We start from the raw sequence: 24040 nt of genomic DNA, 5'->3' as shown, positions 1-24040 counted from the left end.
CTGCGTTATTTACCGTTTTAACTAAAGCAATATCTACTACCGGACCCGGTGTTGTAGTTACAGAACTTTGATCGTCTTCTGATAAGACATTATTATTAGGTGTAGAATCTGGATCTGATTGATCTAAGCTTGTAATTTGTGCAGTATTTATATAAGGTCCGAAGCTTCTACTGTAACTTTATATGTTAAGATAACAGAACTACCTTTTGAAATTGTTAAACCATCCCAATTAATACTTCTCCCTCCAGCATTATAAATACCTCCATTACTTACAGAACCTGTTACAATAGAATAACCTATTGGTAGTTCGTCTAACACACTTACTCCTGTTCCGTCAAAATTGGCATTATTGTTTGTAACTTCAATCTGAAAATCTAAAACATCACCTACACTGATTGGTAAAGGTGTTACTAATGTTTTTTCTAAATCTAAATCTACACTAGGTAATATTGTTATAACAACGTTATCTGTAGTTCTTGCACATGGATTATTATCAACTGTCCAAGTAAATTCGTAAGTACCTGGTACTGTACCTGCAACATTTGTAGCAGGGTCATTTATATCTAAAATATTTGGTGTATTTGGTCCTGATACGAATGTCCAAACTCCTTCTCCTGGTAAAGGGTCGTTTGCTGCTAAAACAACGGCATCAAACTGAGATAAATTTTGATCTGGGCCCGCATTTGCTGCTGCTACATCATCTGTAATTGTTACCTCCATCGTATCAGAGAAAGAACATCCACCATTTGACGAAGTCCACATAAAAGTATAAACTCCTGCACTTGTTAATCCTGTAACTCCTGTATCTTCATTAAATTTATTATCAAAAGTTACTATTGATGGTGTAGTACCTACCTGAGACCACTCTCCGGTACCAACAGTTATGTTATTACCATTCATTACAACAGAAGAAGACGCGCATAAAAACTGGTTAGGTCCTGCATCTGGTTCTGTTGGAGGAACACCATTATAAGTTATTGTTATAATATCTTCTTTAGTTGCACAACTACCGTTTGCAACCTTCCATCTAAAAGTATAATCACCTAAAGCTAATGTATATTCATTAACTATAGAAAGAGCTGTTGTTGGATTGTTTGGGCTATCAATTGAAATATCTCCTGGTGTATAAGATGCTGGCGGATCATATGCAGCAATATTATAAGGATTACCACTACCATCTAAACTATTACTATCAATTAATTCCCAAGTTCCTAAACCGTTTATTGGTGTTGCAGCCTCTAAAACAGTTGAAAACTGACAAGAATTATCTGGAATTGGCGTAATAACTGCATCACTTGGTTCTAAATAAGAATTAACTCGAACAAAATCACTTATTCCGTTAGTACAATTACTTCCAGGATTGGTTGATTTAAATTGAAATATATACAAACCTTCTACTGTTGTAGAAAGCTCAATATTTGTTGTTGGATTGTTAACTGCAAGTATATTCGCAGCGCCTGGAGCTGGTTCACTTATTACTGACCATTCACCTTCACTTGGACTTGTTAACGCAGTTGCATTCATTGTTGCAATGTTCGTATCTCCCAAACAAACCTCTTGATCTGTACCTGCATTAGGTGTTTCTGGTGGTGCACTGTTTGTAACAGTTACAGTATCTGTATCTCCACAAGCTACACCAGGCGTAGTATATGTAAATTGATATGTATTACCTGGAATAATATCAACAGTGGCTAATCCATTTCCAATTGAAACAGGATTAGGACTATCTGAACCTGTAGAGCTTAAAAAAGTCCATGTACCGTTATTGGATAACGTTTCATTTCCTTGTAAGATAACAGATGTTGCATCGCATAAATCTATATCTGCACCTGCATCTGCTGGTTCATTTACAGTTAACGTAAAATCTACAGAAGGAACACTCGGAGGACAAAATGGATTATCCGAAGAAATTGTCCATCTAAAAACATAAACACCTGTAGACATTCCTGAAACTGTAAGATCTGGGTTTGTGGCGTTTATTGTAGGATTATTTGGTCCTGAAACTATAGACCATATTCCAGTACCACCGTTTCCTGGGGTTGCTACAGCTTGCGATCCTAAACCTCCATAAACTGTAGTAGAGTTATCTACTTGAGATGATACATAAGAAGTACCACACGTAGTATCTGAAGACGCACCTGTTAAAGCTGCATCTTCTGCTTGTAAATACACATCAAAACTTACTGAATCTGGATTATCATAAGTACAAAGACCTTTATCTACATTCCATTCAAATTCATAAGAATATCCTGGTTTTAAATTAGAAAAAGTTGCTGTAGGTGAATTTATATCGTCTACAGACCAAGAATTATCCCCTTGCTTTAAAACCCAAGTACCTGTAAAACCATGAACAGCAGGATCATCTGCATTCATTGTAACAGATATTGGTTGACTCGTTGCACATACATCAGTAATTGTTCCGGCATCATAAATTACTCCAGGATCTACAGTAATAGAAACCGTATCTGTAAATTCTGTTGTACATGCAGAAGGGTTTGTGGTTTTCCATTCAAAAACATATTGACCTGCTTGTAAACCTGTATAAGTTGCATTTGGGTCTGCATCTGTTTGTGAATAATAATAATCTGGTATAGCTGCCTGCGCTGTTACTGCATCTTGTGCTGTTACCGTATTTTGCGCTGTTACTGCATCTTGTGCCGCTACAGCAACTTGTGCCGCTACAGCAACTTGTGCAGGTATTGCATCTTGAGCATCCGCAGCAGTAATAATTACATTTGTTTGAGCAGGAACTTCTGCCTGAGCAGGAATTGCTGCTTGATAAGCTACCGCTGGTTGATAAGCTACCGCTGGTTGCGCTAAAATTTCTGGTTGTGCCAAAACCTCTGGTTGCGCTAAAACTTCCGGTTGTCCGTTTTGAGCAGGTTGATAGGCTACCGCAGGTTGGTACGGGATTGCTGCTTGATAAGCTACAGCCGGTTGTGCTAGAACTTCGGTTGCGCTAAAATTTCTGGCTGTGCCGGAACTGCTGGCTGATATGCAATGTCTTGAGGATTAGGAGATGCCACAATAGCTACTTGAGCACTAACTGCATCTTGCGCCGTAACAGCATTTTGTGATGTAACAGGGTTTTGTGATGTAACAGCAGCTTGTGCAGGTATAGCATCTTGTGCTGCAACTGCATCTTGCCCAGGAGTTTTTATACCGTATGTGGTAGTAGGGTCCGGTGCACCATTTGGCTTACTAACAATTGTCCACTCACCTACTGTTTGATTTGTATCATTAAAACTCGATGCGTCCGCATTTAAAGTTACACTTGTTGTACCACTTGCCAAACATACATCATCCCCTGCAAATGCAGCCGATGGTGCAACATCTGAATCTACATCTAATGTAACTGATGTAGCATAAGTACATGGTGTAGCAGCCGTAGTTGCTACTTGCCACTCAATTTGGTAAGTAGTGTTTGGTGCTAAATTTACCGATGTTCTTATATTATTCTTATCAGAAAAAACCACTGCTGGATTAGCATCTACCTGAACCCATTCACCAACTTCATTCGAAGCTAATGGTGTAGCCTCTAATATAAAATCACCAGCACAAAGATTACTTGTTGTTGGCGGTGGAATTATTTGAGAATTTGGTGTAACAGACACAGTTACTTGCGTATCGTCTGTAGAAGGTGTTGACCCAGGAGGACCACTAACAATATGCCATCTAAAGTTGTAAACTCCAGAACCTGGCATTGTAACTAATGTGTTATATAAAGTTTCATCCGCAAACACTGCAATACCTGGCCCATCAATTTGAGTCCAATAACCTGTGTATACATTTGTTACACCTGGTTGTGTTGCTGTAGGATCGTTACCCGCTAAGTTTGTAGAAGCATCACCACAGGGTAAAACAGAGTCTGTACCTGCATTTGCTGCCATATCTTGATTTGCTCCGGGTGCTTCTGAAACTATAATCGTAATATCTTCTGATGCAGAACCACAACCTGTTAAACCTTCTCCTGAAGCAAATCTTGTAATACGTATTACATAAGTACCAATGTCATCTAAACCAGAAACATTTATATTTCCTGAAGAATATGTATAAACTGGCACTACTGTACCTGGTCCACTTACTAAAGCAGCTGTTGTACTAGTTCCTCCTGAAAAAACATAAGGTAAATCTACACTATTATATGGTGAAGAAGGTATAGGATTCTCTCGGAGTAGTTGGAAGTACAATAGTATTAGTTGCTCCGTTAACATCAATTGTAGTTGGATCATTTCTAAACAATACACTTACATCATCAAAAGAATCACATTCGTAAAGTGGATTTCCTAAATTAGGTGCAGTAATTGTCCATCTAAATCTATAATCTGCTGTACCAGACATTCCGAAACTGTAGTTGTATTACTTGTATTATCACTAAAAGTTACAGGAGGGTTACTATCAATTTGAGTCCATAAACCAGTTTCACCTGCATAAAGAGGCAAATTACCTTCTAGAACAGTAGATGTTACTGGTGTACAATATACTTGATCTGGACCAGCATCTGAACTCGTGTTTTGTTGAGTTGCTGCAGGCACATTTATAGTAACTGTATCTGTTCCTGTAGCACAAGGACCGTTTACCGTCCATCTTAAAGTATAAGAACCTTCTGTTAATTGGCTTACAACTGTATTGGGGTCATTTAAATCAACGATGTTTGGTAATGCAGGACCCGATACAAAAGACCAAGTTCCTTGTTGTCCATTACCTAAACCACCAACAGATGCAGACATTGTTACACTTTGAAAATTTGTATAACATTCGGCACATCTGTAAATGCTTCTAAATCGGCCCAGCATCTACAACTGGATCACCTCCTAGATTTGTAATTACTACAAGGTCGTCTGTAGGACAAGTTTTAGTTTGAGTTGGATTTGTAATAGACCATCTTAATGTAGTATCTCCAACTTCTGTATCACTTAATGTAATTGTAGTTGTAGGAGAATTAACATCTGCTATTGTTACACCTGCATTGTCATTTCCGTTAATTGTCCACTCACCAACCTCACCAATAGCTGTGTTAGGTGCATTTGCAGAAAGCGAATAAACACCAGGACAACCGCTAATATTATCACCAGCCTCTGCCAAAGTATTTTCATTAACAGTAATCGTTACATTTTGTGAGTTATCACCGGAACCATCAAAACATTCTCCTGTTAGTTTGAACTCATAAACTTCTCCACCTACTAATCCGTCTACAATCGTAGAAGCTGAATTAGGTGTTTGTAAAATTACACTTGGTCCTGAAACTTGTGTCCATCTTGGATTAACTACTTTAGGATCTGTATCACCAGGAGCAATACCAAAAGAAGAACTAGTTAAAAATAAACCATCTGTAACACATATAGTTTTACTATTACCAGCATTTAGGTTACAGGTTTGTGAATATGAACTATTGCTAAATAATATAATAGCAAATAATGCAAAAATTAATGACACTTTATTATATGAATAAGAAGTGTAATTTGTAGATAAGTAATTTTTCCTCATATTTAATTTAATTATTTTAAAACAAAAAGCAGAATACACCTTGTATAATTACAAGGTGTATTCTGCTTTGATTAAAAGACAATATATTTATTAACTGTCTTTAAACAACAAGATTTTTTATTAGTTAGTAATAAGGTAATAGTCGGTTTCAATTCCTCTAATTTTAATTTCGCTAAATATTAAATTGCGCATATTTTTTTATTGGAGGAACGCAAATATATATAAAAAAATAACTTATGATAATAAATTAAAGTAAAATGCAAATTTATTTGATAGAAAGCAACTACTATTTATATATATATATTATTGAGAAACAATTTCTTTTATAAAGTCACATAAAAAATATTTTTTTAGAAAAAAATATAAAAAAACAGAATATCAGTATTTTAAAAATTTTCAATTATATAAATAAAATCATTACTTAAAATTCAATTTTACAAAAAACACTATTACTTCTACTAATTTTTTAAAATAATTAGATAAATTAAATCGTCATAAAGAATATTTTTATTTGATAAATAGATTTGATTAGAATATATCCGCTGAAAAAAAATAAACGTAAGGTTAGAAAATAAATTCTATTAAGTACAAAACCCACAAACATAATGTTTGTGGGCTTTTGGTGAGATTTGTAAATCTCTAGGCGGAGAAAGAGGGATTCGAACCCCCGGACCTGTTACAGTCAACAGTTTTCAAGACTGCCGCATTCGACCACTCTGCCATTTCTCCAAGTGTCTCATCAGGTATCCCCTGAATGCGGATGCAAATATAGAAAGGTTTTTTAATTCTGAAAAACAAAAATGAAGTTTTTTTAAAAAAATTTGAAAATAATATTTTTAATTCTCTATAACACTAATATTCAGACTATCACCAAAAAATAAAAATTATAGGTATCATTTAAAATATTACAAAAGATAATATCATCGAGAACACTTTATTATATTTGTAAATAAATACAAAAAAAATGGCATTTAATTCTTTTGGAAAATTATTAAAAGTAACCACTTACGGTGAATCTCACGGAACCGCTATTGGTGGTGTCATTGATGGTTTTCCTGCTGGGTTAAAAATTGATTTAGAAGCTATTCAAAATGAATTGAATAGACGTAAACCTGGTCAATCTAAAATTGTAACACAACGTAAAGAACCGAGATACGGTAGAGTTTTTATCCGGTATATTTGAAGAAAAAACTACAGGTACTTCTATTGGTTTTATTATAAGAAATACCAATCAAAAATCTAAAGACTACAATCATAACACCAATGTTTATAGACCTTCACATGCAGATTACACGTATGATAAAAAATTTGGAGGTAGAGATTATAGAGGTGGTGGTAGAAGTTCTGCTAGAGAAACTGCCAATTGGGTTGTTGCTGGCGCTTTAGCAAAACAATTAATAGCATCAATGAAAATTAATGCTTTTACTTCCTCTGTAGGCGATATTTTTATTGATAAGCCTTATCAAGATTTAGATTTTTCTAAGACAGAAAACAACATTGTAAGATGTCCGGATGAAAGTTCTGCAGATAAAATGATTGCTAAAATTCAAGAAATAAGAAAAGCAGGAGATACTATTGGCGGTACTATTACATGTGTTGCACAAAATATACCTGTTGGCTTAGGTGAACCTATATTTAATAAATTGCATGCAGAATTAGGCAAAGCAATGTTATCTATTAATGCTGTTAAAGGTTTTGAGTTTGGAAGTGGTTTTTGTGGTGCAAAAATGAAAGGATCTGAGCATAATGACATTTTTAATGCTGATGGATCTACTGAATCTAATCTTTCCGGAGGAATTCAAGGAGGTATTAGTAACGGAATGGATATTTACTTTAGAGTAGCTTTTAAACCTGTTGCTACAATAATGACAAATCAACAAACTATAAACTCTGAATATGAGGTAACAGAAATAACTGGTAAAGGGCGTCATGATCCTTGTGTTGTACCAAGAGCTGTACCTATTGTTGAAGCCATGACTGCTCTAGTATTAGCAGATTTTTGGTTATTAAACAAAACAAGAAAAATATAATAAAAAAGCGAAACTTTAAAAAGTTTCGCTTTTTTTATGCTTCACCAGTTGGCCCAAAATTCATTGGAATTGGTGGTTGTTCATAATCTTTAATTTCACCGTTTTGTTGTTCAAACTTTCTAACATTTTCTGCCAATGCTTTAGAAAGTCTTTTTGCATGTTGCGGAGTTAAAATAATTCTAGACTTTACTTTGGCCTTTGGTACACCAGGCATAATATTAATAAAATCTACTATAAACTCTGAAACAGAATGATTAATTATAGCTAAATTAGAATATGTACCTTCTGCAATTTCTTGATCTAATTCTATATTTAATTGTCCGTCTTTATTTTGATTTTCTTCCATAATCTTGTTTATATATCAATTAATTTATAATAAAAAAAGTTGAATTGAATAATGTAAACAGGTTACAGTAAACAATTCAACTTTTAAAATATATTACTAATAAAAGCTACTATTAGAAACTTTGTTCTATTTCGTCTTTAGGACCAACTAGAATATTTTCATAAGCTCTCATACCTGTACCTGCTGGTATTCTCTTACCTACAATTACATTTTCTTTCAATCCTTCTAAAGTATCTACTTTACCGCTTACAGCTGCTTCATTTAATACTTTTGTAGTTTCCTGGAAAGAAGCTGCAGAAATAAATGATTTCGTCTGTAAAGATGCTCTTGTAATACCTTGTAAAACTTGTTCTGCTGTTGCTGGTCTCGCATCTCTAGCTTCAACTAAGTTCTGATCGTTTCTTCTTAATAAAGAATTCTCATCTCTTAATTGACGTGCAGAAATAATCTGTCCCGCTCTTAAATTTTCAGAATCTCCAGCATTTTCAACAACTTTCATTCCGTAAATTGCATCATTATCTTTGATAAAGTCAATTTTGTGAATTAATTGATTCTCTAAAAATAAAGTATCTCCAGAATCAATAATCTTAACTTTACGCATCATTTGACGTACAACTACTTCGAAATGCTTATCATTAATTTTTACACCTTGTAAACGATATACTTCTTGAATTTCGTTTACTAAGTATTCTTGAACTGCAGATGGTCCTTTAATTCTTAATATATCTGAAGGAGTTGTAGCTCCGTCTGATAATGGCATACCAGCTTTAATAAAGTCATTTTCTTGAACTAAAATTTGGTTAGAAAGTTTAACTAAATACTTACTAATATCTCCAGTTTTAGATTCAACAATAATTTCTCTATTACCACGCTTAATTTTACCGAAAGAAACAACACCGTCTATCTCTGATACTACTGATGGATTAGAAGGATTACGTGCTTCAAATAATTCTGTTACACGAGGTAAACCTCCTGTAATATCACCTGCTTTACCAGATTTTCTTGGTATTTTAACTAACGTATGTCCAGATTCTACCATCTGTCCATCATCAATCATTAAATGTGCACCTACTGGTAAACTATAAGAACGTAAAGCATTACCATCTTCATCTTCAATAATCAATGAAGCGATAATTTTCTTGTTCTTAGAATCGATCATTACCTTTTCTTGGAAACCAGTTTGCTCATCAACTTCAACAGAGTAATTAATACCTTGTTCTAAGTTATCAAACTTAACTCGTCCACTAAATTCAGAAACAATTACACCGTTAAATGGATCCCATTGTACAATTACATCACCTTTCTTAATAGTCTTTCTCTCTTTATCAAAGATGATAGATCCATAAGGTATAATGTTTGTACTTTGAGTAATTCCTGTTTTCTTATCTATAATTTTAATTTCTGCTGTTCTAGAAATTACAATGTCAACATCGTTACCTTCGCTATCTTTACCAACAACAGTTCTTAAATCTTCAATAGTTACATTACCATCAAATTTAGCTATTAACTTATTGTCTTCAGAAATGTTACCTGCTACCCCACCAACGTGGAATGTACGTAACGTTAACTGTGTACCTGGTTCTCCAATAGATTGCGCTGCAATTACACCAACTGCTTCACCAATTTGAACTTTGTTAAGAGTAGATAAACTTTGACCATAACATTTTGCACAAATACCTTTTGTAGATTCACAAGATAACGGAGATCTAACTTCTACACTATCTACACCGAGACTCTTCAACTGCTTTTGCTAATTGATAAGTAATAGGTTGGTTAGCTTCTAAAAGTAAGTCTTCTGTTATTGGATGATAAACGTTGTTTAAAGAAATACGTCCTTCAATTCTATCTGATAAAGATTCTACAATCTCATCATTCTTCTTTAATGGAGCAACTTCTAAACCTCTTAATGTACCACAATCTTCTTCGTTGATAATAACATCTTGAGAAACATCTACCAATCTACGTGTTAAATAACCCGCATCGGCTGTTTTTAATGCTGTATCGGCAAGACCTTTACGCGCACCGTGAGTAGAAATGAAGTATTCTAAAATTGATAAACCTTCCTTAAAGTTAGAAAGAATTGGATTTTCAATAATTTCTCCACCTCCTGCAGTAGATTTTTTAGGTTTTGCCATTAATCCACGCATACCTGTTAACTGACGAATCTGCTCTTTAGAACCCCTTGCCCCAGAATCAAGCATCATGTATACCGAGTTGAAACCTTGTTGATCTTCACGTAAACGTTTCATAGATAACTCAGTTAAATCGTTATTTGTTCTTCCCCAAATATCAATTACCTGGTTGTAACGCTCTTTCTGCGTTAACATACCCATATTATAGTTACCTACAATTGCTTCTACTTCTTTGTTTGCTGCATCGATCATTCCTTGCTTTTCTGCAGGAATAATGATATCTCCTAATGAGAATGATAAACCACCTTGGAAAGCAAATTTATATCCCATATTTTTAATATTATCTAAGAATTCTCCAGTAGTAGGAATATTAGTAGCTTTTAAAATGCCACCAATAATTCCACGTAAATTTTTCTTAGTTAATACTTCATTAATATAACCTGCAACCGGAGGAACAACTTCATTAAATAAAACTCTACCAACAGTAGTTTTAATAATTCTAGTTACTTGTTCTCCATTTTCATCTATATCTTGAGTTCTTACTTTAATACCAGCATTTAAATCAACTTTTTCTTCGTTAAAAGCAATAGTTACTTCTTCCGGAGAATAAAAAGTTAATCCTTCACCTTTAATAGGCACTTCTGGAGTTGAAACTCTTTCTTTTGTCATATAATATAAACCAAGAACCATATCCTGAGAAGGTACAGTTACTGGTGCACCATTTGCAGGGTTTAAGATATTATGAGAAGCCAACATTAATAATTGTGCTTCTAAAATAGCTTCGGTCCTAATGGTAAGTGAACAGCCATTTGATCCCCATCAAAATCGGCATTAAATGCAGAACATGCTAAAGGATGTAATTGTATTGCTTTTCCTTCAATTAATTTTGGTTGAAAAGCTTGAATACCTAATCTGTGTAAGGTAGGAGCCCTGTTTAATAATACTGGATGCCCTTTAATTACATTTTCTAAAATATCCCAAACAACTGGTTCTTTTCTATCTATAATTTTCTTTGCAGATTTTACAGTCTTAACAATACCTCTTTCAATTAATTTTCTAATTACAAAAGGCTTGTAAAGTTCTGCTGCCATATCTTTTGGCAATCCACATTCAGATAATTTCATTTCTGGTCCAACAACAATTACAGAACGTGCAGAGTAATCAACACGCTTTCCTAATAAATTCTGACGGAAACGTCCTTGTTTACCTTTTAATGAATCTGATAAAGATTTTAAAGGTCTGTTAGATTCTGTTTTTACTGCAGATGATTTACGTGTGTTATCAAATAGAGAATCTACAGATTCTTGCAACATACGTTTTTCATTACGTAAAATAACTTCAGGAGCTTTAATTTCAACTAACCTCTTTAAACGGTTGTTTCTAATAATAACTCTTCTATATAAATCATTTAAATCTGAAGTAGCAAAACGACCTCCATCTAATGGAACTAAAGGTCTTAATTCTGGTGGAATTACCGGAACCGCCTTCATAATCATCCACTCAGGATTATTTTCTCTATTTTTTTGAGAATCTCTAAATGCCTCAACAACATTTAAACGCTTTAATGCTTCTGTTTTACGTTGTTTAGAAGTTTCTGTGTTTGCTTTATGTCTTAAATCGAAAGATAATTGCTCTAAATCGATTCTTGCCAATAAGTCAATTAAACACTCAGCACCCATTTTAGCTATAAACTTGTTTGGGTCTGAATCTTCTAAATATTGATTATCTTGAGGTAATTCATCAGCAATATCTAAGTATTCTTCTTCTGTTAAGAAATCCATTTTTTGTAATGGTTCTCCTTCTACATTTTTAGCAATACCTGGCTGAATTACTACGTATCTCTCGTAGTAAATAATCATATCTAACTTTTTAGAAGGTAAACCTAAAAGGTACCCCATTTTGTTAGGTAATGATCTAAAGTACCAAATATGAGCAACAGGAACCACTAAATTAATGTGTCCTACTCTATCTCTACGTACTTTCTTTTCTGTTACTTCTACACCACATCTATCACAAACGATACCTTTGTAGCGAATTCTTTTGTACTTTCCACAAGCACATTCATAATCCTTTACAGGACCAAAAATACGCTCACAAAATAAACCATCTCTTTCTGGTTTGTGCGTACGGTAATTTATTGTTTCTGGTTTTAAAACTTCACCTTTAGAAATTTCTAAAATAGCTTCGGTGATGATAAACCAATTGAGATTTTATTAAACTTTTTTACAGTGTACTTCTCTTGTTTTCTTGCCATGTTGATGGATTCGAATTAAAATTGTAAAAATGGCCTCAATGAGACTTATAAATAAATGATTATAAGAAGTAGATTAAAAAACCTACTTCTTACATCAATTTTTGTTATTCTTCTAATCTAACGTCTAAACCTAAACCTTTAAGTTCGTGCATTAATACGTTAAATGATTCGGTAAACCAGGTTCTGGCATAGTTTCACCTTTCACAATACTTTCGTATGTTTTAGCTCTACCCATAACATCATCAGATTTTACTGTTAAGATTTCTCTTAAGATACTTGATGCACCATATGCTTCAAGGGCCCAAACTTCCATCTCTCCAAAACGTTGACCACCAAACTGAGCTTTACCTCCTAATGGCTGTTGTGTAATTAATGAGTATGGTCCTATAGAACGAGCATGCATTTTATCTTCAATCATATGACCTAATTTAATCATATAAATGATACCAACCGTTGCTGGTTGATCAAAACGTTTACCTGTTCCTCCATCATATAAATATGTGTGCCCAAATCTTGGTACGCCAGCTTCATCAGTAATACCGTTAATTTGCTCTAAAGATGCTCCATCAAAAATAGGTGTTGCATATTTAGTGTTTAATTTTTGACCTGCCCAACCAAGAACAGTTTCATAAATTTGACCAATATTCATACGAGATGGTACACCTAATGGATTTAATACGATATCTACTGGAGTTCCGTCTTCTAAGAAAGGCATATCTTCTGCTCTAACTATACGTGCAACAATACCTTTGTTACCGTGACGTCCTGCCATTTTATCACCAACTTTAAGCTTACGTTTCTTAGCAATGTAAACCTTAGCTAATTTTAAAATACCTGCTGGTAATTCATCTCCAACTGAGATTGTAAACTTTTGACGACGTAATGATCCTTGTAAATCATTTACTTTAATCTTGTAGTTGTGAACTAGTTCACCTACTAATTTATTTAAGTCGCTATCTGTTGTCCAAGAACCAGTTAAATGCACATAATCATCAACAGAGTTTAACATTTTAAGAGTATATTTTTTACCTTTTGGTAAAACTTCTTCTCCTAAATCATTAAATACTCCTTGAGAAGTTTTACCACTAATTAAAGTAAATAATTTCTCGATTAATTCGTCTTTTAAACCTTCAAATTTAGAAACAAAAGATTGCTCTAAAGTAGCTACCGCTTCTTTATCTCTAATTCTCTTATTTTTATCTTTTAAGGCTCTTCTAAATAATTTTTTATCAATTACTACACCTCTTAATGATGGAGAAGCTTTTAATGATGCATCTTTAACATCACCTGCTTTATCACCAAAAATAGCACGTAATAATTTTTCTTCACGAGTAGGGTCAGATTCTCCTTTTGGTGTAATCTTACCAATTAAGATATCACCAGGATTAACTTCTGCACCTATTCTAATCATTCCGTTTTCATCTAAATCTTTTGTAGCTTCTTCAGAAACGTTAGGAATATCATTAGTTAACTCTTCGGTACCTAATTTTGTATCTCTAACATCTAAAGAATATTCATCAATATGAATAGATGTAAATATATCTTCTCGAACAACTTTTTCTGAAATTACGATTGCATCCTCAAAGTTATACCCTTTCCAAGGCATAAAGGCTACTTTCATGTTTCTACCTAAAGCTAATTCTCCTTTTTGTGTTGCATAACCTTCACAAAGAACTTGTCCTTCTTCAACTCTATCACCTCTTTCTACAATTGGTTTTAGGTTAATGTTAGTTCCTTGATTGGTTTTTCTAAACTTAATTAAGTTGTAAGAAACTTCATCAGAATCAAAACTAACAAGTTTTTCTTCTTCTGTTCTATCATACTTAATTGTAATTTTATTAGCATCAACATAAATTACTTCACCTGCTCCTTCTGCATTAATTAAAATACGAGAATCTTTTGCAACTCTACGCTCTAAACCAGTACCAACAATTGGAGATTCTGGTCTTAACAATGGTACAGCTTGACGCATCATGTTAGATCCCATCAAGGCTCTGTTCGCATCATCATGCTCTAAGAATGGTATTAAAGATGCTGAAATTGACGCAATTTGATTTGGAGCAACATCCATATAGTCAATTACATCCGGTGTAACAACCGGGAAATCTCCTTCTTCACGAGCAATAACTCTATCTAAAACAATACTACCATCTTCTTTAAGTTCTAAATTAGATTGAGCAATTTTCTTACCTTCTTCTTCTTCGGCACTTAAATATGTTGGCTCTTCTTTAGCAACAACACCATTATCTACTTTTCTATAAGGCGTTTCGATAAAACCTAAATTATTAACTTTTGCAAATACAGAAAGTGAAGAAATTAAACCAATATTTGGCCCTTCCGGTGTTTCAATAGGACATAGACGTCCATAATGTGTATAATGAACATCACGAACCTCAAAACCTGCTCTTTCTCTTGATAAACCACCTGGACCAAGTGCAGATAATCTACGCTTATGTGTAATCTCTGCTAACGGATTCGTTTGATCCATAAATTGAGATAACTGGTTTGTACCAAAGAAAGAATTAATTACAGATGATAAAGTCTTGGCATTAATTAAATCGATTGGTGTAAACACCTCGTTATCACGCACATTCATACGCTCACGAATTGTTCTTGCCATACGAGCTAAACCAACACCAAATTGACCAGCTAATTGCTCTCCTACGGTTCTTACACGTCTGTTAGATAAGTGATCAATATCATCTACTTCTGCCTTAGAATTGATTAATTCAATTAAATATTTTATTATAGTAATAATATCTAATTTAGTTAATACTTTTTGATCTATAGGCTCATTTAACTGAAGTTTGGTGTTCATTCTAAAACGACCTACTTCACCTAAATTATATCTTTGTTCAGAAAAGAATAATTTATCTATAATACCTCTTGCAGTCTCCTCATCTGGCGGTTCTGCATTACGTAATTGTCTATAAATATGTTCTACTGCTTCTTTTTCAGAATTTGTAGGATCTTTCTGTAACGTATTATGTATAATTGCATAATCTGCCATGTCGTTATCTTCTTTATGAAGTAAAACGGTTTTAGCACCTGCATCTATAATTTCGTCTATATGTTCTTTATCTAAAATTGTATCACGATCAAAAATAATTTCGTTTCTTTCGATAGATACTACTTCACCAGTATCTTCATCTACGAAATCTTCATGCCAAGTTTTTAAAACTCTAGCAGCCAATTTACGACCTAATACTTTTTTTAATCCAGCTTTAGAAACTTTTACTTCTTCTGCAAGGTCAAAAATTTCTAATATATCTTTATCTCTTTCAAAACCTATGGCTCTGAATAATGTTGTTACTGGTAATTTTTTCTTTCTATCAATGTAAGCATACATTACTTGATTGATATCGGTAGCAAATTCTATCCAAGATCCCTTAAAAGGAATAACTCTTGCAGAATATAATTTTGTACCATTTGCGTGGAAAGATTGTCCAAAGAACACACCTGGTGATCTATGTAACTGAGAAACTACCACACGCTCTGCTCCATTTATTACAAAGGTACCAGAGTTTGTCATATAAGGTATTGTACCAAGATAAACATCTTGTACAATTGTTTCGAAATCTTCGTGTTCTGGATCTGTACAGTAAAGTTTTAAACGTGCTTTTAAAGGCACACTGTGCGTAAGACCTCTTTCGATACATTCTTGAATAGAATATCTTGGTGGATCTACGAAGTAGTCTAGAAATTCTAATACGAATTGATTTCTTGTATCTGTTATTGGAAAGTTATCCATGAAGGTTTTGTACAAACCTTCTTCACCTCTTTCTTCTGCTTTCGTTTGAAGTTGGAAAAAATCTTGGAAAGATTTTACCTGAATATCCAAGAAATCTGGATATTCTTTAATCATTTGAGAAGTTGCGAAGTTGATTCTTTCAGTAGTGTTTTTCGTTGCCAAAAGAGTATATTTTTTGATTAAAATCTGAATTAAAATAAAGAACGAATATATACACAAAATGGTTTAGGTCTAGAGACAAGTGTCCCTAGTACCTAAACCTAAATTTGTTTTCCCGTTACGTTTACACGTCGGGAGTAATAGCTTACTTAAGCTCTACCTCAGCTCCAGCTTCTTCTAAAGATGCTTTAAGACCTTCAGCCTCATCTTTAGATACACCTTCTTTTACTGCTGCTGGTGCGCTATCTACGATACCTTTAGCTTCTTTTAATCCTAAACCAGTTAATTCTTTAACTAATTTAACAACTGCTAATTTAGAACCTCCTGCTGCTGTTAAAATAACATCAAATTCAGTTTGCTCATCAGCTGCTTCTGCTCCACCTGCTGCTGGTCCTGCTACTGCTACTGCTGCTGCAGCTGGTTCGATACCATACTCATCTTTTAAAATAGTAGCTAATTCATTAACTTCTTTTACTGTTAAGTTAACTAATTGCTCTGCGAAATCTTTTAATTCTGCCATTTTAATTGTTTTTAAAAATTTTGTTTATTATAGTTTATTTGTGCGCGTAATTATTTTTCAGATAATGTCTTAATAATACCTGAAAGTGTTTGACCACCTGACTGTAATGCTGAAACAACATTCTTAGCAGGAGATTGTAATAATCCAATGATTTCTCCAATTAATTCTTCTCTAGATTTAATATCTACTAAAGCATCTAATTGATCATCTCCAATATAAATAGATTCTTCTGCAAATGCACCTTTTAATAAAGGTCTATCTTTAGATTTCTTTCTAAATTCTTTGATTAATTTCGCAGGTGCATTTGCAGCCTCAGAAATCATCATTGATGTATTTCCTTTTAATACTGTTGGTAAGTCTCCAAAATCTTTATCTGAAGCTTCCATTGCTTTTGCAAGTAATGTATTTTTAACAACTGATAACTGAACTCCTGCTTTAAAACAAGCTCTTCTTAAATTAGATGTTGTTTGTGCATCTAATCCGAAATATCTGCTAAATATAAAGTGTTTGTATCTGCTAATACTGCTGTTAAATCTTGTATTACTTGTGATTTCTCTTCTCTAGTCATAATTATAAGTTTTAACGTATTAAACAGTTTTAACTTCAACAGCTATACTAGGACTCATCGTACTAGACATGAAAACGCTTTTTACATACGTTCCTTTTGCTGTTGTAGGTTTCAATTTAATAATTGTTTGTATTAACTCGTTTGCATTCTCTTCAATCTTCTTAGCATCAAAAGATACTTTTCCAATTGCAGCATGTACAATACCAGTTTTATCTACTTTAAAGTCTATTTTACCAGCTTTAACATCTTGAACGGCTTTTGCAACATCCATAGTAACAGTACCAGTCTTTGGGTTCGGCATTAATCCTCTTGGACCTAATACTCTACCTAAAGGACCTAATTTCCCCATTACACTTGGCATCGTGATGATAACATCAACGTCTGTCCAACCACCTTTAATCTTTTGAAGATATTCATCTAACCCTACATAATCTGCACCTGCTGCTGTAGCTTCTGCTTCTTTATCCGGAGTTACTAATGCTAAAACTTTAACATCTTTTCCTGTTCCGTGAGGTAATGTTACAACACCACGAACCATTTGATTAGCTTTACGTGGATCTACTCCTAAACGAATTGCTAAATCTACTGATGCATCAAACTTTACATTAGTAATGTCTTTGACTAGAGCTGAAGCTGCTGCTAAATCATAAGATTTAGAGCTATCTACTTTTGCGTAAGCTTCTTTTTGCTTTTTTGTTAATTTTGCCATTTTACTACTTTTTATAAAGTTTATGCTGGTGCATCACCTTTTACTGTTAATCCCATAGAACGTGCTGTACCTGCAATCATACGCATTGCTGAAGAAACTTCAAAGGCATTTAAATCTACCATCTTGTCTTCTGCAATTGTTTTAATTTGATCCCAAGTAACTGATGCTACTTTCTTTCTGTTTGGTTCACCTGAACCCTTTTTAATTTTGGCCGCTTCTAGTAACTGAACTGCTGCAGGAGGAGTTTTTACAACAAAATCAAACGATTTGTCTTTGAAAACAGTAATAACAACAGGTAATACTTTACCTTGTTTGTCTTGCGTTCTTGCATTAAACTGTTTACAGAACTCCATAATGTTAACACCAGCAGCACCTAAAGCGGGTCCAACCGGCGGCGATGGATTCGCTGCGCCTCCCCTTACTTGTAACTTAACTACTTTACTAACTTCTTTTGCCATTTTAAAAATGTTTAATGATTTATTTTAAGTTGGAAGCCAAAAAATAAATCGATATATATTTGTGTAACAATTATATCTTTTCTACTTGCATATAACTTAATTCTAATGGTGTTTTTCTTCCGAATATTTTAACCATTACCTCAAGCTTACGCTTTTCTTCATTTACTTTTTCAATAGTACCATCAAAACCATTAAATGGCCCATCAACTACTTTTATTGTTTCTCCGATATTAAATGGAATTGCAACATTCTCATCTCTTACAGATAATTCATCTACTTTACCTAACATTCTGTTCACTTCAGATTTACGCATAGGTACAGGTTCACCTCCTTTAGTTTCACCTAAAAAACCAATTACACCTGTAATTGCTTTAATAACGTGAGGTACTTCACCGGATAAATTAGCTTCAACCATAATGTAACCAGGAAAATAAACTCTTTCTCTATTTATTTTCTTACCATTACGTACTTGTACAACTTTCTCTGTAGGTACTATTACTTGGCTTACATAATCAGATAAGCCTACCCTAGAGATTTCTGTCTCTATGTAAGCTTTTACCTTATTCTCTTGTCCACCAATGGCCCTAACAACATACCATTTCATTACTGAATCAGTCGCCATCTCTAATTAGATTTAAACATTGTGAAAAAGTTATCCAAACCTGTTTGAAAAACATAGTCTATACCTGCTACAGCTAAAGCGAACAAAATAGTGAACACTGCTACTGTTACTGTTGTCTTTTGCGCATCTTCTTTAGAGATCCAAGTCATGTGATTACTTAGTTCATCAAAAGAATCTTTAATATATTGTATAAACTTCATTCTAATTGTATGTTTTTGCACGGATTGAGAGACTCGAACTCCCGACACCTGGTTTTGGAGACCAGTGCTCTACCAACTGAGCTAAACCCGTTTATTATTTCATTTATAAAGGCATCCCGATAAAATCGGGACACCCTTTTAAATTTATACTTAATAAATCAATATATAAAATATTAATCTAATAATTCAGTTACCTGACCTGCACCTACAGTTCTACCACCTTCACGGATAGCGAAACGTAAACCAACGTTTAATGCGATTGGCTGGATTAAATCTACAGTAATTGTTAAGTTATCTCCTGGCATTACCATTTCAACACCATCAGGTAAGTTAATTGTACCTGTAACATCCGTAGTTCTTACATAGAATTGTGGACGGTAATTGTTATGGAATGGAGTATGACGACCACCTTCTTCCTTCTTTAAAACATAAACTTCTGCTTTAAATTTAGCGTGTGGTGTTACAGAACCTGGCTTACAGATTACCATACCTCTTTTAATATCTTCTTTAGCAATACCTCTTAATAAGATACCTGCATTATCTCCAGCCTCACCTCTATCTAAGATTTGACGGAACATTTCAATACCAGTAATAGTAGAAGTCATTTTTTCAGCTCCCATACCGATAATATCTACAACATCTCCAGTGTTTGCAATACCAGTCTCAATACGACCAGTTGCAACTGTACCACGACCTGTAATAGAGAATACATCTTCAACAGGCATTAAGAAATCTTTATCAACCTCTCTTAATGGCTCTTCAATCCAAGCATCAACTTCTCTCATCAATTCAAGAACAGTATCAACCCATTTTTGCTCACCATTTAAAGCTCCTAAAGCAGAACCTGAAACTACAGGACCATTATCTCCATCATATTCATAGAAAGATAATAATTCTCTAACTTCCATATCAACTAATTCTAAAAGCTCTTCATCATCAACCATATCAACTTTGTTTAAGAAAACAACGATACGAGGAATCCCTACCTGACGACCTAACAAGATATGCTCTCTAGTCTGTGGCATTGGTCCATCTGTTGCAGCAACAACTAAAATAGCACCATCCATTTGAGCAGCACCCGTTACCATGTTCTTAACATAATCGGCGTGACCTGGACAATCTACGTGTGCATAGTGACGCTTTTCAGTTTGGTACTCTACGTGAGAAGTGTTAATTGTAATACCTCTTTCTTTTTCTTCCGGAGCATTATCAATCTGATCAAAAGATCTAGCCTCAGAGAATCCTGCATCAGCTAATACTTTAGTAATAGCCGCAGTTAAAGTTGTTTTACCGTGATCTACGTGTCCGATAGTACCAATGTTTAAGTGTGGTTTCGAACGGTCAAAAGTTCCTTTTGCCATAATTATTAATTTTAATTCTTAGTTTAAATATATTTAGTGTCTAATAATACATAAAAAATGAGCCAGCGATGGGATTTGAACCCACGACCTCATCCCTACCAAGGATGCGCTCTACCAACTGAGCTACACCGGCTTGTTGATATTTTAGAGCGAAAGACCGGGTTCGAACCGGCGACATTCAGCTTGGAAGGCTGACGCTCTACCAACTGAGCTACTTTCGCAAATTGTAAATTGTGGGGAGAGCAGGATTCGAACCTGCGAAGACATAGTCAACGGAGTTACAGTCCGTCCTCGTTGGCCGCTTGAGTATCTCCCCGATAATTTACTATTTTAATGAACTTTTAAATTACAAATGCAATTTAATTTACTGAGCCAATGGAGGGACTCGAACCCACGACCTGCTGATTACAAATCAGCTGCTCTAGCCAGCTGAGCTACATCGGCTTTCGTTGTTTAAAAACAACACGCTATTTCTAACGGTTTGCAAATGTATAAAGTTTTTTCAATTTCCAAAACTTTTTTTAAGTTTTTTTGTTTTTTTTTCGTTTTACGAAATCATAGAATCTCTTAACTTCTCTTTTGATCTTTTTAATTGTCTCTTTAAATTATCAACTGCGGCATTCACTCCTTCTTCAAAAGTTTTCGTTTCTCTTTTCACAATCAACTCGCTACCAGGTATATTAATTTTTATTTCTGTTATTTTATTTTCTTTATCACTTGTGTTTTGAACTTTTAAAAACACTTCTGCATCAACTATCTTATCATGAAATTTTGACAATGTTAAAACCTTAGTTTCTACAAACGTTATTAATTGACTATCTGCATTAAAATTTACCGATTGCGTGAATACTTTCATACCTTATCATTTTTTGTTGCTTCTAGGGTGAGCATTGTTATACACTTTTTTTATTACTTCTAAACTATTACTAGCATAGATTTGAGTAGAGGCTAAAGATGTATGCCCTAGCAATTCTTTAACCGAATTTAAGTCTGCCCCTTCATTTAAAAGATGTGTTGCAAAAGAATGCCTTAATATATGCGGACTCTTTTTTACCTTTGATGAGACTTCACTAAAGTAAGAATTTATAATTCTGTAAACAAGTGTTTCATATAATTTATTTCCTTTTGAAGTAATTAACAAATATTCTGAAACAAAACCTTCTTTGTTTCTCTCTTGTAAATACTTTTTTATTGAAATTAACACAGAGGGAAGTATTGGCACATAACGTTCTTTATTCCTTTTACCCAAGACTTTTATAGTATTATTTGTAGAATTTATATCTTGTAATTTTATATTGATTAACTCCGCTCTTCTAATTCCCGTAGAGTACAATAGCTCTACCAACAACTTGTTTCGAAGAATTTCAAAACTATTATCATGCTCAAGAGAACTTATAACAGCATTCACTTCTTTTACAGTAAAAGGAACCTGAACTTTCTTTTTGATTTTTAAAGCTCTATGTTTTGCTAACGGATTACTATCTAACTGACCTGTTTTTTGTAAAAATTTATAAAATGATTTTAATGAACTAATTTTTCTGTTTATAGAATTATTTGATACATCAGAATTAACTAAACTTACAATCCAACTTCTAATTAAAGGATATTTCACCTCTAACAAATCATCTAATTCAAATTCTGATAAACAAAATTCATTGAAAGCAGTTAAATCTGTTTTGTATGCAATTATAGTATGCTTAGAATATTTTTTTCTAAGGATAAATAATCTAAAAAAGAATTGATTAACATTATTGATTTTTAATAATCAAATTTAGTGTTTTTAAAGCAAAAAAATCTCGCACTAAAATTAGTACGAGATTTATTATTTTAAGAATACGTTAGATTTATCCAACCTCTTCTTGTGTTCTTAATCTTTGAACGTAAGAAGCTTTTATTCTTTGAGCTCTTTTCGCTACAGATGGCTTTGTAAAGTTTTTTCTGTTACGTAAGTTCTTCATCGTCTTTGTACGATCGAATTTTTCTTTTATAACGTTTTAACGCTCTATCTATATTTTCTCCTTCTTTAATAGGTATAATTAACATAAGTTAGCACCTCCCTTCATAGTATCTTTATATTTTGAATAGCACAATGACTATTTGGTTTATTTTTTGGTTTGCAAATGTAGTTACAAATTATGAAATAACAATTACTAAATTAAATTTATTTTAAATAGTCTATTTACTCTAATTTTCAATAGTTTAAAACAGGTTTTTAAATAATCATTATACAGTCAAAAAATAATAAAATATAAAAATGTACTAGGTAGCTGGTTTATATTCTTTATTATCGATTACCATTTTTGCTATAATCTCTTTTAGTATTTCTGAAGTTCCTCCTCCTATCGGTCCTAATCTACTATCTCTTAACAACCTTGCCATAGGATATTCTTCCATATAACCATAACCTCCTAAAAGTTGTAAAGCATCATAAATTACCTCATCTGCTATCTTTGTAGATAATAATTTAGACATACTTGCTTCTTTAACAACATAAGCTCCTAAATCTAATCTTTTAGTTATCGAGTAATTATACTCTCTACACATATCTACTTTACTAGACATTTCTGCTATTTTATGTCTTAAAGCTTGAAATTTATCTAAAGACTTGCCAAAAGCAACTCTTTCTTGCATATAATTAATTGCATAATCTACTGCGAATTCTGCTCTTGCGTGTGCATTTACACCCATTATCAACCTTTCTAAAGCAAAATGTTGCATGATATAAGGAAAGCCTTTTCCTTCTTCTCCCATTAAGTTTTCAACAGGAATTTCTACATTATCAAAAGCAATTTCTCCAGTATCTGAAGCTCTCCAACCAAGTTTATCTAATTTCGTTGCAGAAATACCTTTTGCTTCTCTATCGACAACAAAAATGCTAATCCCTTTATATTTATCCGAAGGATCTGTTTTTGCTGCAACTATTAAATAATCTGAATAAACTCCGTTAGTTATAAAAGTTTTAGATCCGTTTAGAATATACTTATCACCTTTTTTAATAGCTGTAGATCTCATACCCGCAACATCACTTCCACCAAAAGGCTCTGTAATACAAAGACAACCAATTTTATCCCCTTCTACACTCGGCACAAGATATTTTTGTTTGATAAATTCTGTACCTTCCTTATTAAGGTGTGTCATTGCTAAAAATTCATGCGCCCACATTGCTGCTGCAAAACCACCTGAATTAACCTTTTGCAATTCTTCTAAAAAAATTACGGTGTAGAATAAATCTAAATCTAAACCTCCGTACTCTTCCGGTGTGCACAAGCCGAAATATCCCATTTCGCCAAATTTTTTCCAAATAAATCTGTCTATGGTTCCTGTTTTTTCCCATTTATCAATATGAGGAACTACTTCCTTCTGTAAAAAATCTTTAAAACTTGCACGAAAAGCGTCGTGTTCTTCAGTAAAGTACATACTGTTCATCCGGTAAGAATTTTGAG

Annotated in this window: 15 protein-coding genes, 6 tRNA genes and 5 pseudogenes; 1 reads left to right on the top strand and 25 read right to left on the bottom strand. The window is 33.6% G+C overall.

Going from position 1 to position 24040, the window contains the following annotated elements; genetic code table 11:
• Positions 1-147 precede the first annotated feature (147 nt).
• The 6 genes from ACZ1HD_RS05280 to ACZ1HD_RS05255 form a co-directional block, all read right to left on the bottom strand.
• Positions 148-2838 carry a hypothetical protein gene (locus tag ACZ1HD_RS05280; RefSeq protein WP_472688823.1) on the bottom strand — a complete coding sequence of 897 codons (2691 nt, stop codon included), beginning with the start codon at positions 2836-2838 and terminating at the stop codon, positions 148-150.
• Positions 2839-2942: 104 nt separating this feature from the next.
• Entirely contained in the window at positions 2943-4190 is a 1248-nt protein-coding gene (locus tag ACZ1HD_RS05275) for a hypothetical protein (RefSeq protein WP_472688822.1), read from the bottom strand.
• Complete coding sequence (locus ACZ1HD_RS05270) at positions 4141-4341, bottom strand: hypothetical protein (protein ID WP_472688821.1); 201 nt, start codon at positions 4339-4341, stop codon at positions 4141-4143. The genes ACZ1HD_RS05275 and ACZ1HD_RS05270 overlap by 50 nt, the downstream gene beginning before the upstream one ends.
• Positions 4287-4730: a hypothetical protein gene (locus tag ACZ1HD_RS05265; protein ID WP_472688820.1), complete on the bottom strand. Its 444-nt coding sequence runs from the start codon at positions 4728-4730 to the stop codon at positions 4287-4289. Before ACZ1HD_RS05265 ends, ACZ1HD_RS05270 begins: the two co-directional genes overlap by 55 nt.
• 49 nt (positions 4731-4779) lie before the next feature.
• Entirely contained in the window at positions 4780-5487 is a 708-nt protein-coding gene (locus ACZ1HD_RS05260) for a PKD domain-containing protein (RefSeq protein ID WP_472688819.1), read from the bottom strand.
• Between the two features lie 644 nt (positions 5488-6131).
• A tRNA-Ser gene (locus ACZ1HD_RS05255) sits at positions 6132-6216 on the bottom strand.
• A 235-nt stretch (positions 6217-6451) separates the two neighbouring features.
• Between ACZ1HD_RS05255 and aroC the strand changes: the two are divergent.
• Positions 6452-7517: pseudogene (gene aroC / locus ACZ1HD_RS05250) on the top strand (chorismate synthase).
• Positions 7518-7551: 34 nt separating this feature from the next.
• Here the strand turns inward: aroC and ACZ1HD_RS05245 are convergent.
• The 19 genes and pseudogenes from ACZ1HD_RS05245 to ACZ1HD_RS05155 form a co-directional block, all read right to left on the bottom strand.
• Positions 7552-7863 carry a DUF3467 domain-containing protein gene (locus ACZ1HD_RS05245; RefSeq protein ID WP_077808831.1) on the bottom strand — a complete coding sequence of 104 codons (312 nt, stop codon included), beginning with the start codon at positions 7861-7863 and terminating at the stop codon, positions 7552-7554.
• A gap of 112 nt (positions 7864-7975) precedes the next feature.
• Positions 7976-12249 (bottom strand): annotated as a pseudogene (gene rpoC, locus ACZ1HD_RS05240) (DNA-directed RNA polymerase subunit beta').
• A gap of 104 nt (positions 12250-12353) precedes the next feature.
• Positions 12354-16114 (bottom strand): annotated as a pseudogene (rpoB, locus tag ACZ1HD_RS05235) (DNA-directed RNA polymerase subunit beta).
• 190 nt (positions 16115-16304) lie between these two features.
• On the bottom strand, positions 16305-16679 hold the full coding sequence (gene rplL, locus ACZ1HD_RS05230; protein ID WP_079738432.1) for a 50S ribosomal protein L7/L12: 375 nt from the start codon (positions 16677-16679) through the stop codon (positions 16305-16307).
• A gap of 50 nt (positions 16680-16729) precedes the next feature.
• Positions 16730-17247: pseudogene (rplJ, locus tag ACZ1HD_RS05225) on the bottom strand (50S ribosomal protein L10).
• Positions 17248-17266: 19 nt separating this feature from the next.
• Positions 17267-17956 (bottom strand): 50S ribosomal protein L1, encoded by a 690-nt coding sequence (rplA, locus tag ACZ1HD_RS05220; protein WP_077808827.1) that lies wholly within the window; start codon positions 17954-17956, stop codon positions 17267-17269.
• 20 nt (positions 17957-17976) lie between these two features.
• Positions 17977-18414 carry a 50S ribosomal protein L11 gene (gene rplK / locus ACZ1HD_RS05215; RefSeq protein ID WP_077808826.1) on the bottom strand — a complete coding sequence of 146 codons (438 nt, stop codon included), beginning with the start codon at positions 18412-18414 and terminating at the stop codon, positions 17977-17979.
• 70 nt (positions 18415-18484) lie between these two features.
• Positions 18485-19036: a transcription termination/antitermination protein NusG gene (gene nusG / locus ACZ1HD_RS05210; RefSeq protein WP_077808825.1), complete on the bottom strand. Its 552-nt coding sequence runs from the start codon at positions 19034-19036 to the stop codon at positions 18485-18487.
• A 2-nt stretch (positions 19037-19038) separates the two neighbouring features.
• Positions 19039-19236: a preprotein translocase subunit SecE gene (secE, locus tag ACZ1HD_RS05205; RefSeq protein ID WP_077808824.1), complete on the bottom strand. Its 198-nt coding sequence runs from the start codon at positions 19234-19236 to the stop codon at positions 19039-19041.
• An 18-nt stretch (positions 19237-19254) separates the two neighbouring features.
• Positions 19255-19327 (bottom strand) — tRNA-Trp (locus ACZ1HD_RS05200).
• Between the two features lie 82 nt (positions 19328-19409).
• Entirely contained in the window at positions 19410-20597 is a 1188-nt protein-coding gene (gene tuf / locus ACZ1HD_RS05195) for an elongation factor Tu (protein ID WP_340934429.1), read from the bottom strand.
• A 60-nt stretch (positions 20598-20657) separates the two neighbouring features.
• Positions 20658-20730: transfer RNA gene (locus ACZ1HD_RS05190), tRNA-Thr, on the bottom strand.
• 15 nt (positions 20731-20745) lie between these two features.
• Positions 20746-20818, bottom strand: a tRNA-Gly gene (locus ACZ1HD_RS05185).
• 13 nt (positions 20819-20831) lie between these two features.
• Positions 20832-20913: transfer RNA gene (locus ACZ1HD_RS05180), tRNA-Tyr, on the bottom strand.
• A gap of 54 nt (positions 20914-20967) precedes the next feature.
• Positions 20968-21041 (bottom strand) — tRNA-Thr (locus ACZ1HD_RS05175).
• A 103-nt stretch (positions 21042-21144) separates the two neighbouring features.
• Entirely contained in the window at positions 21145-21453 is a 309-nt protein-coding gene (gene hpf, locus ACZ1HD_RS05170) for a ribosome hibernation-promoting factor, HPF/YfiA family (RefSeq protein WP_077808822.1), read from the bottom strand.
• A gap of 6 nt (positions 21454-21459) precedes the next feature.
• A complete protein-coding gene (locus tag ACZ1HD_RS05165; RefSeq protein WP_472689287.1) occupies positions 21460-22284 on the bottom strand; it encodes a tyrosine-type recombinase/integrase in 825 nt (274 codons plus the stop codon).
• Positions 22285-22441: 157 nt separating this feature from the next.
• Positions 22442-22640: pseudogene (gene rpsU / locus ACZ1HD_RS05160) on the bottom strand (30S ribosomal protein S21).
• 216 nt (positions 22641-22856) lie between these two features.
• Complete coding sequence (locus ACZ1HD_RS05155; protein WP_340934437.1) at positions 22857-24023, bottom strand: acyl-CoA dehydrogenase family protein; 1167 nt, start codon at positions 24021-24023, stop codon at positions 22857-22859.
• Between the last annotated feature and the right edge of the window lie 17 nt (positions 24024-24040).

It is taken from the genome of Polaribacter sp. HA6-7 (assembly GCF_055693625.1).
This window is presented reverse-complemented; position numbering and strand designations above follow the sequence as displayed.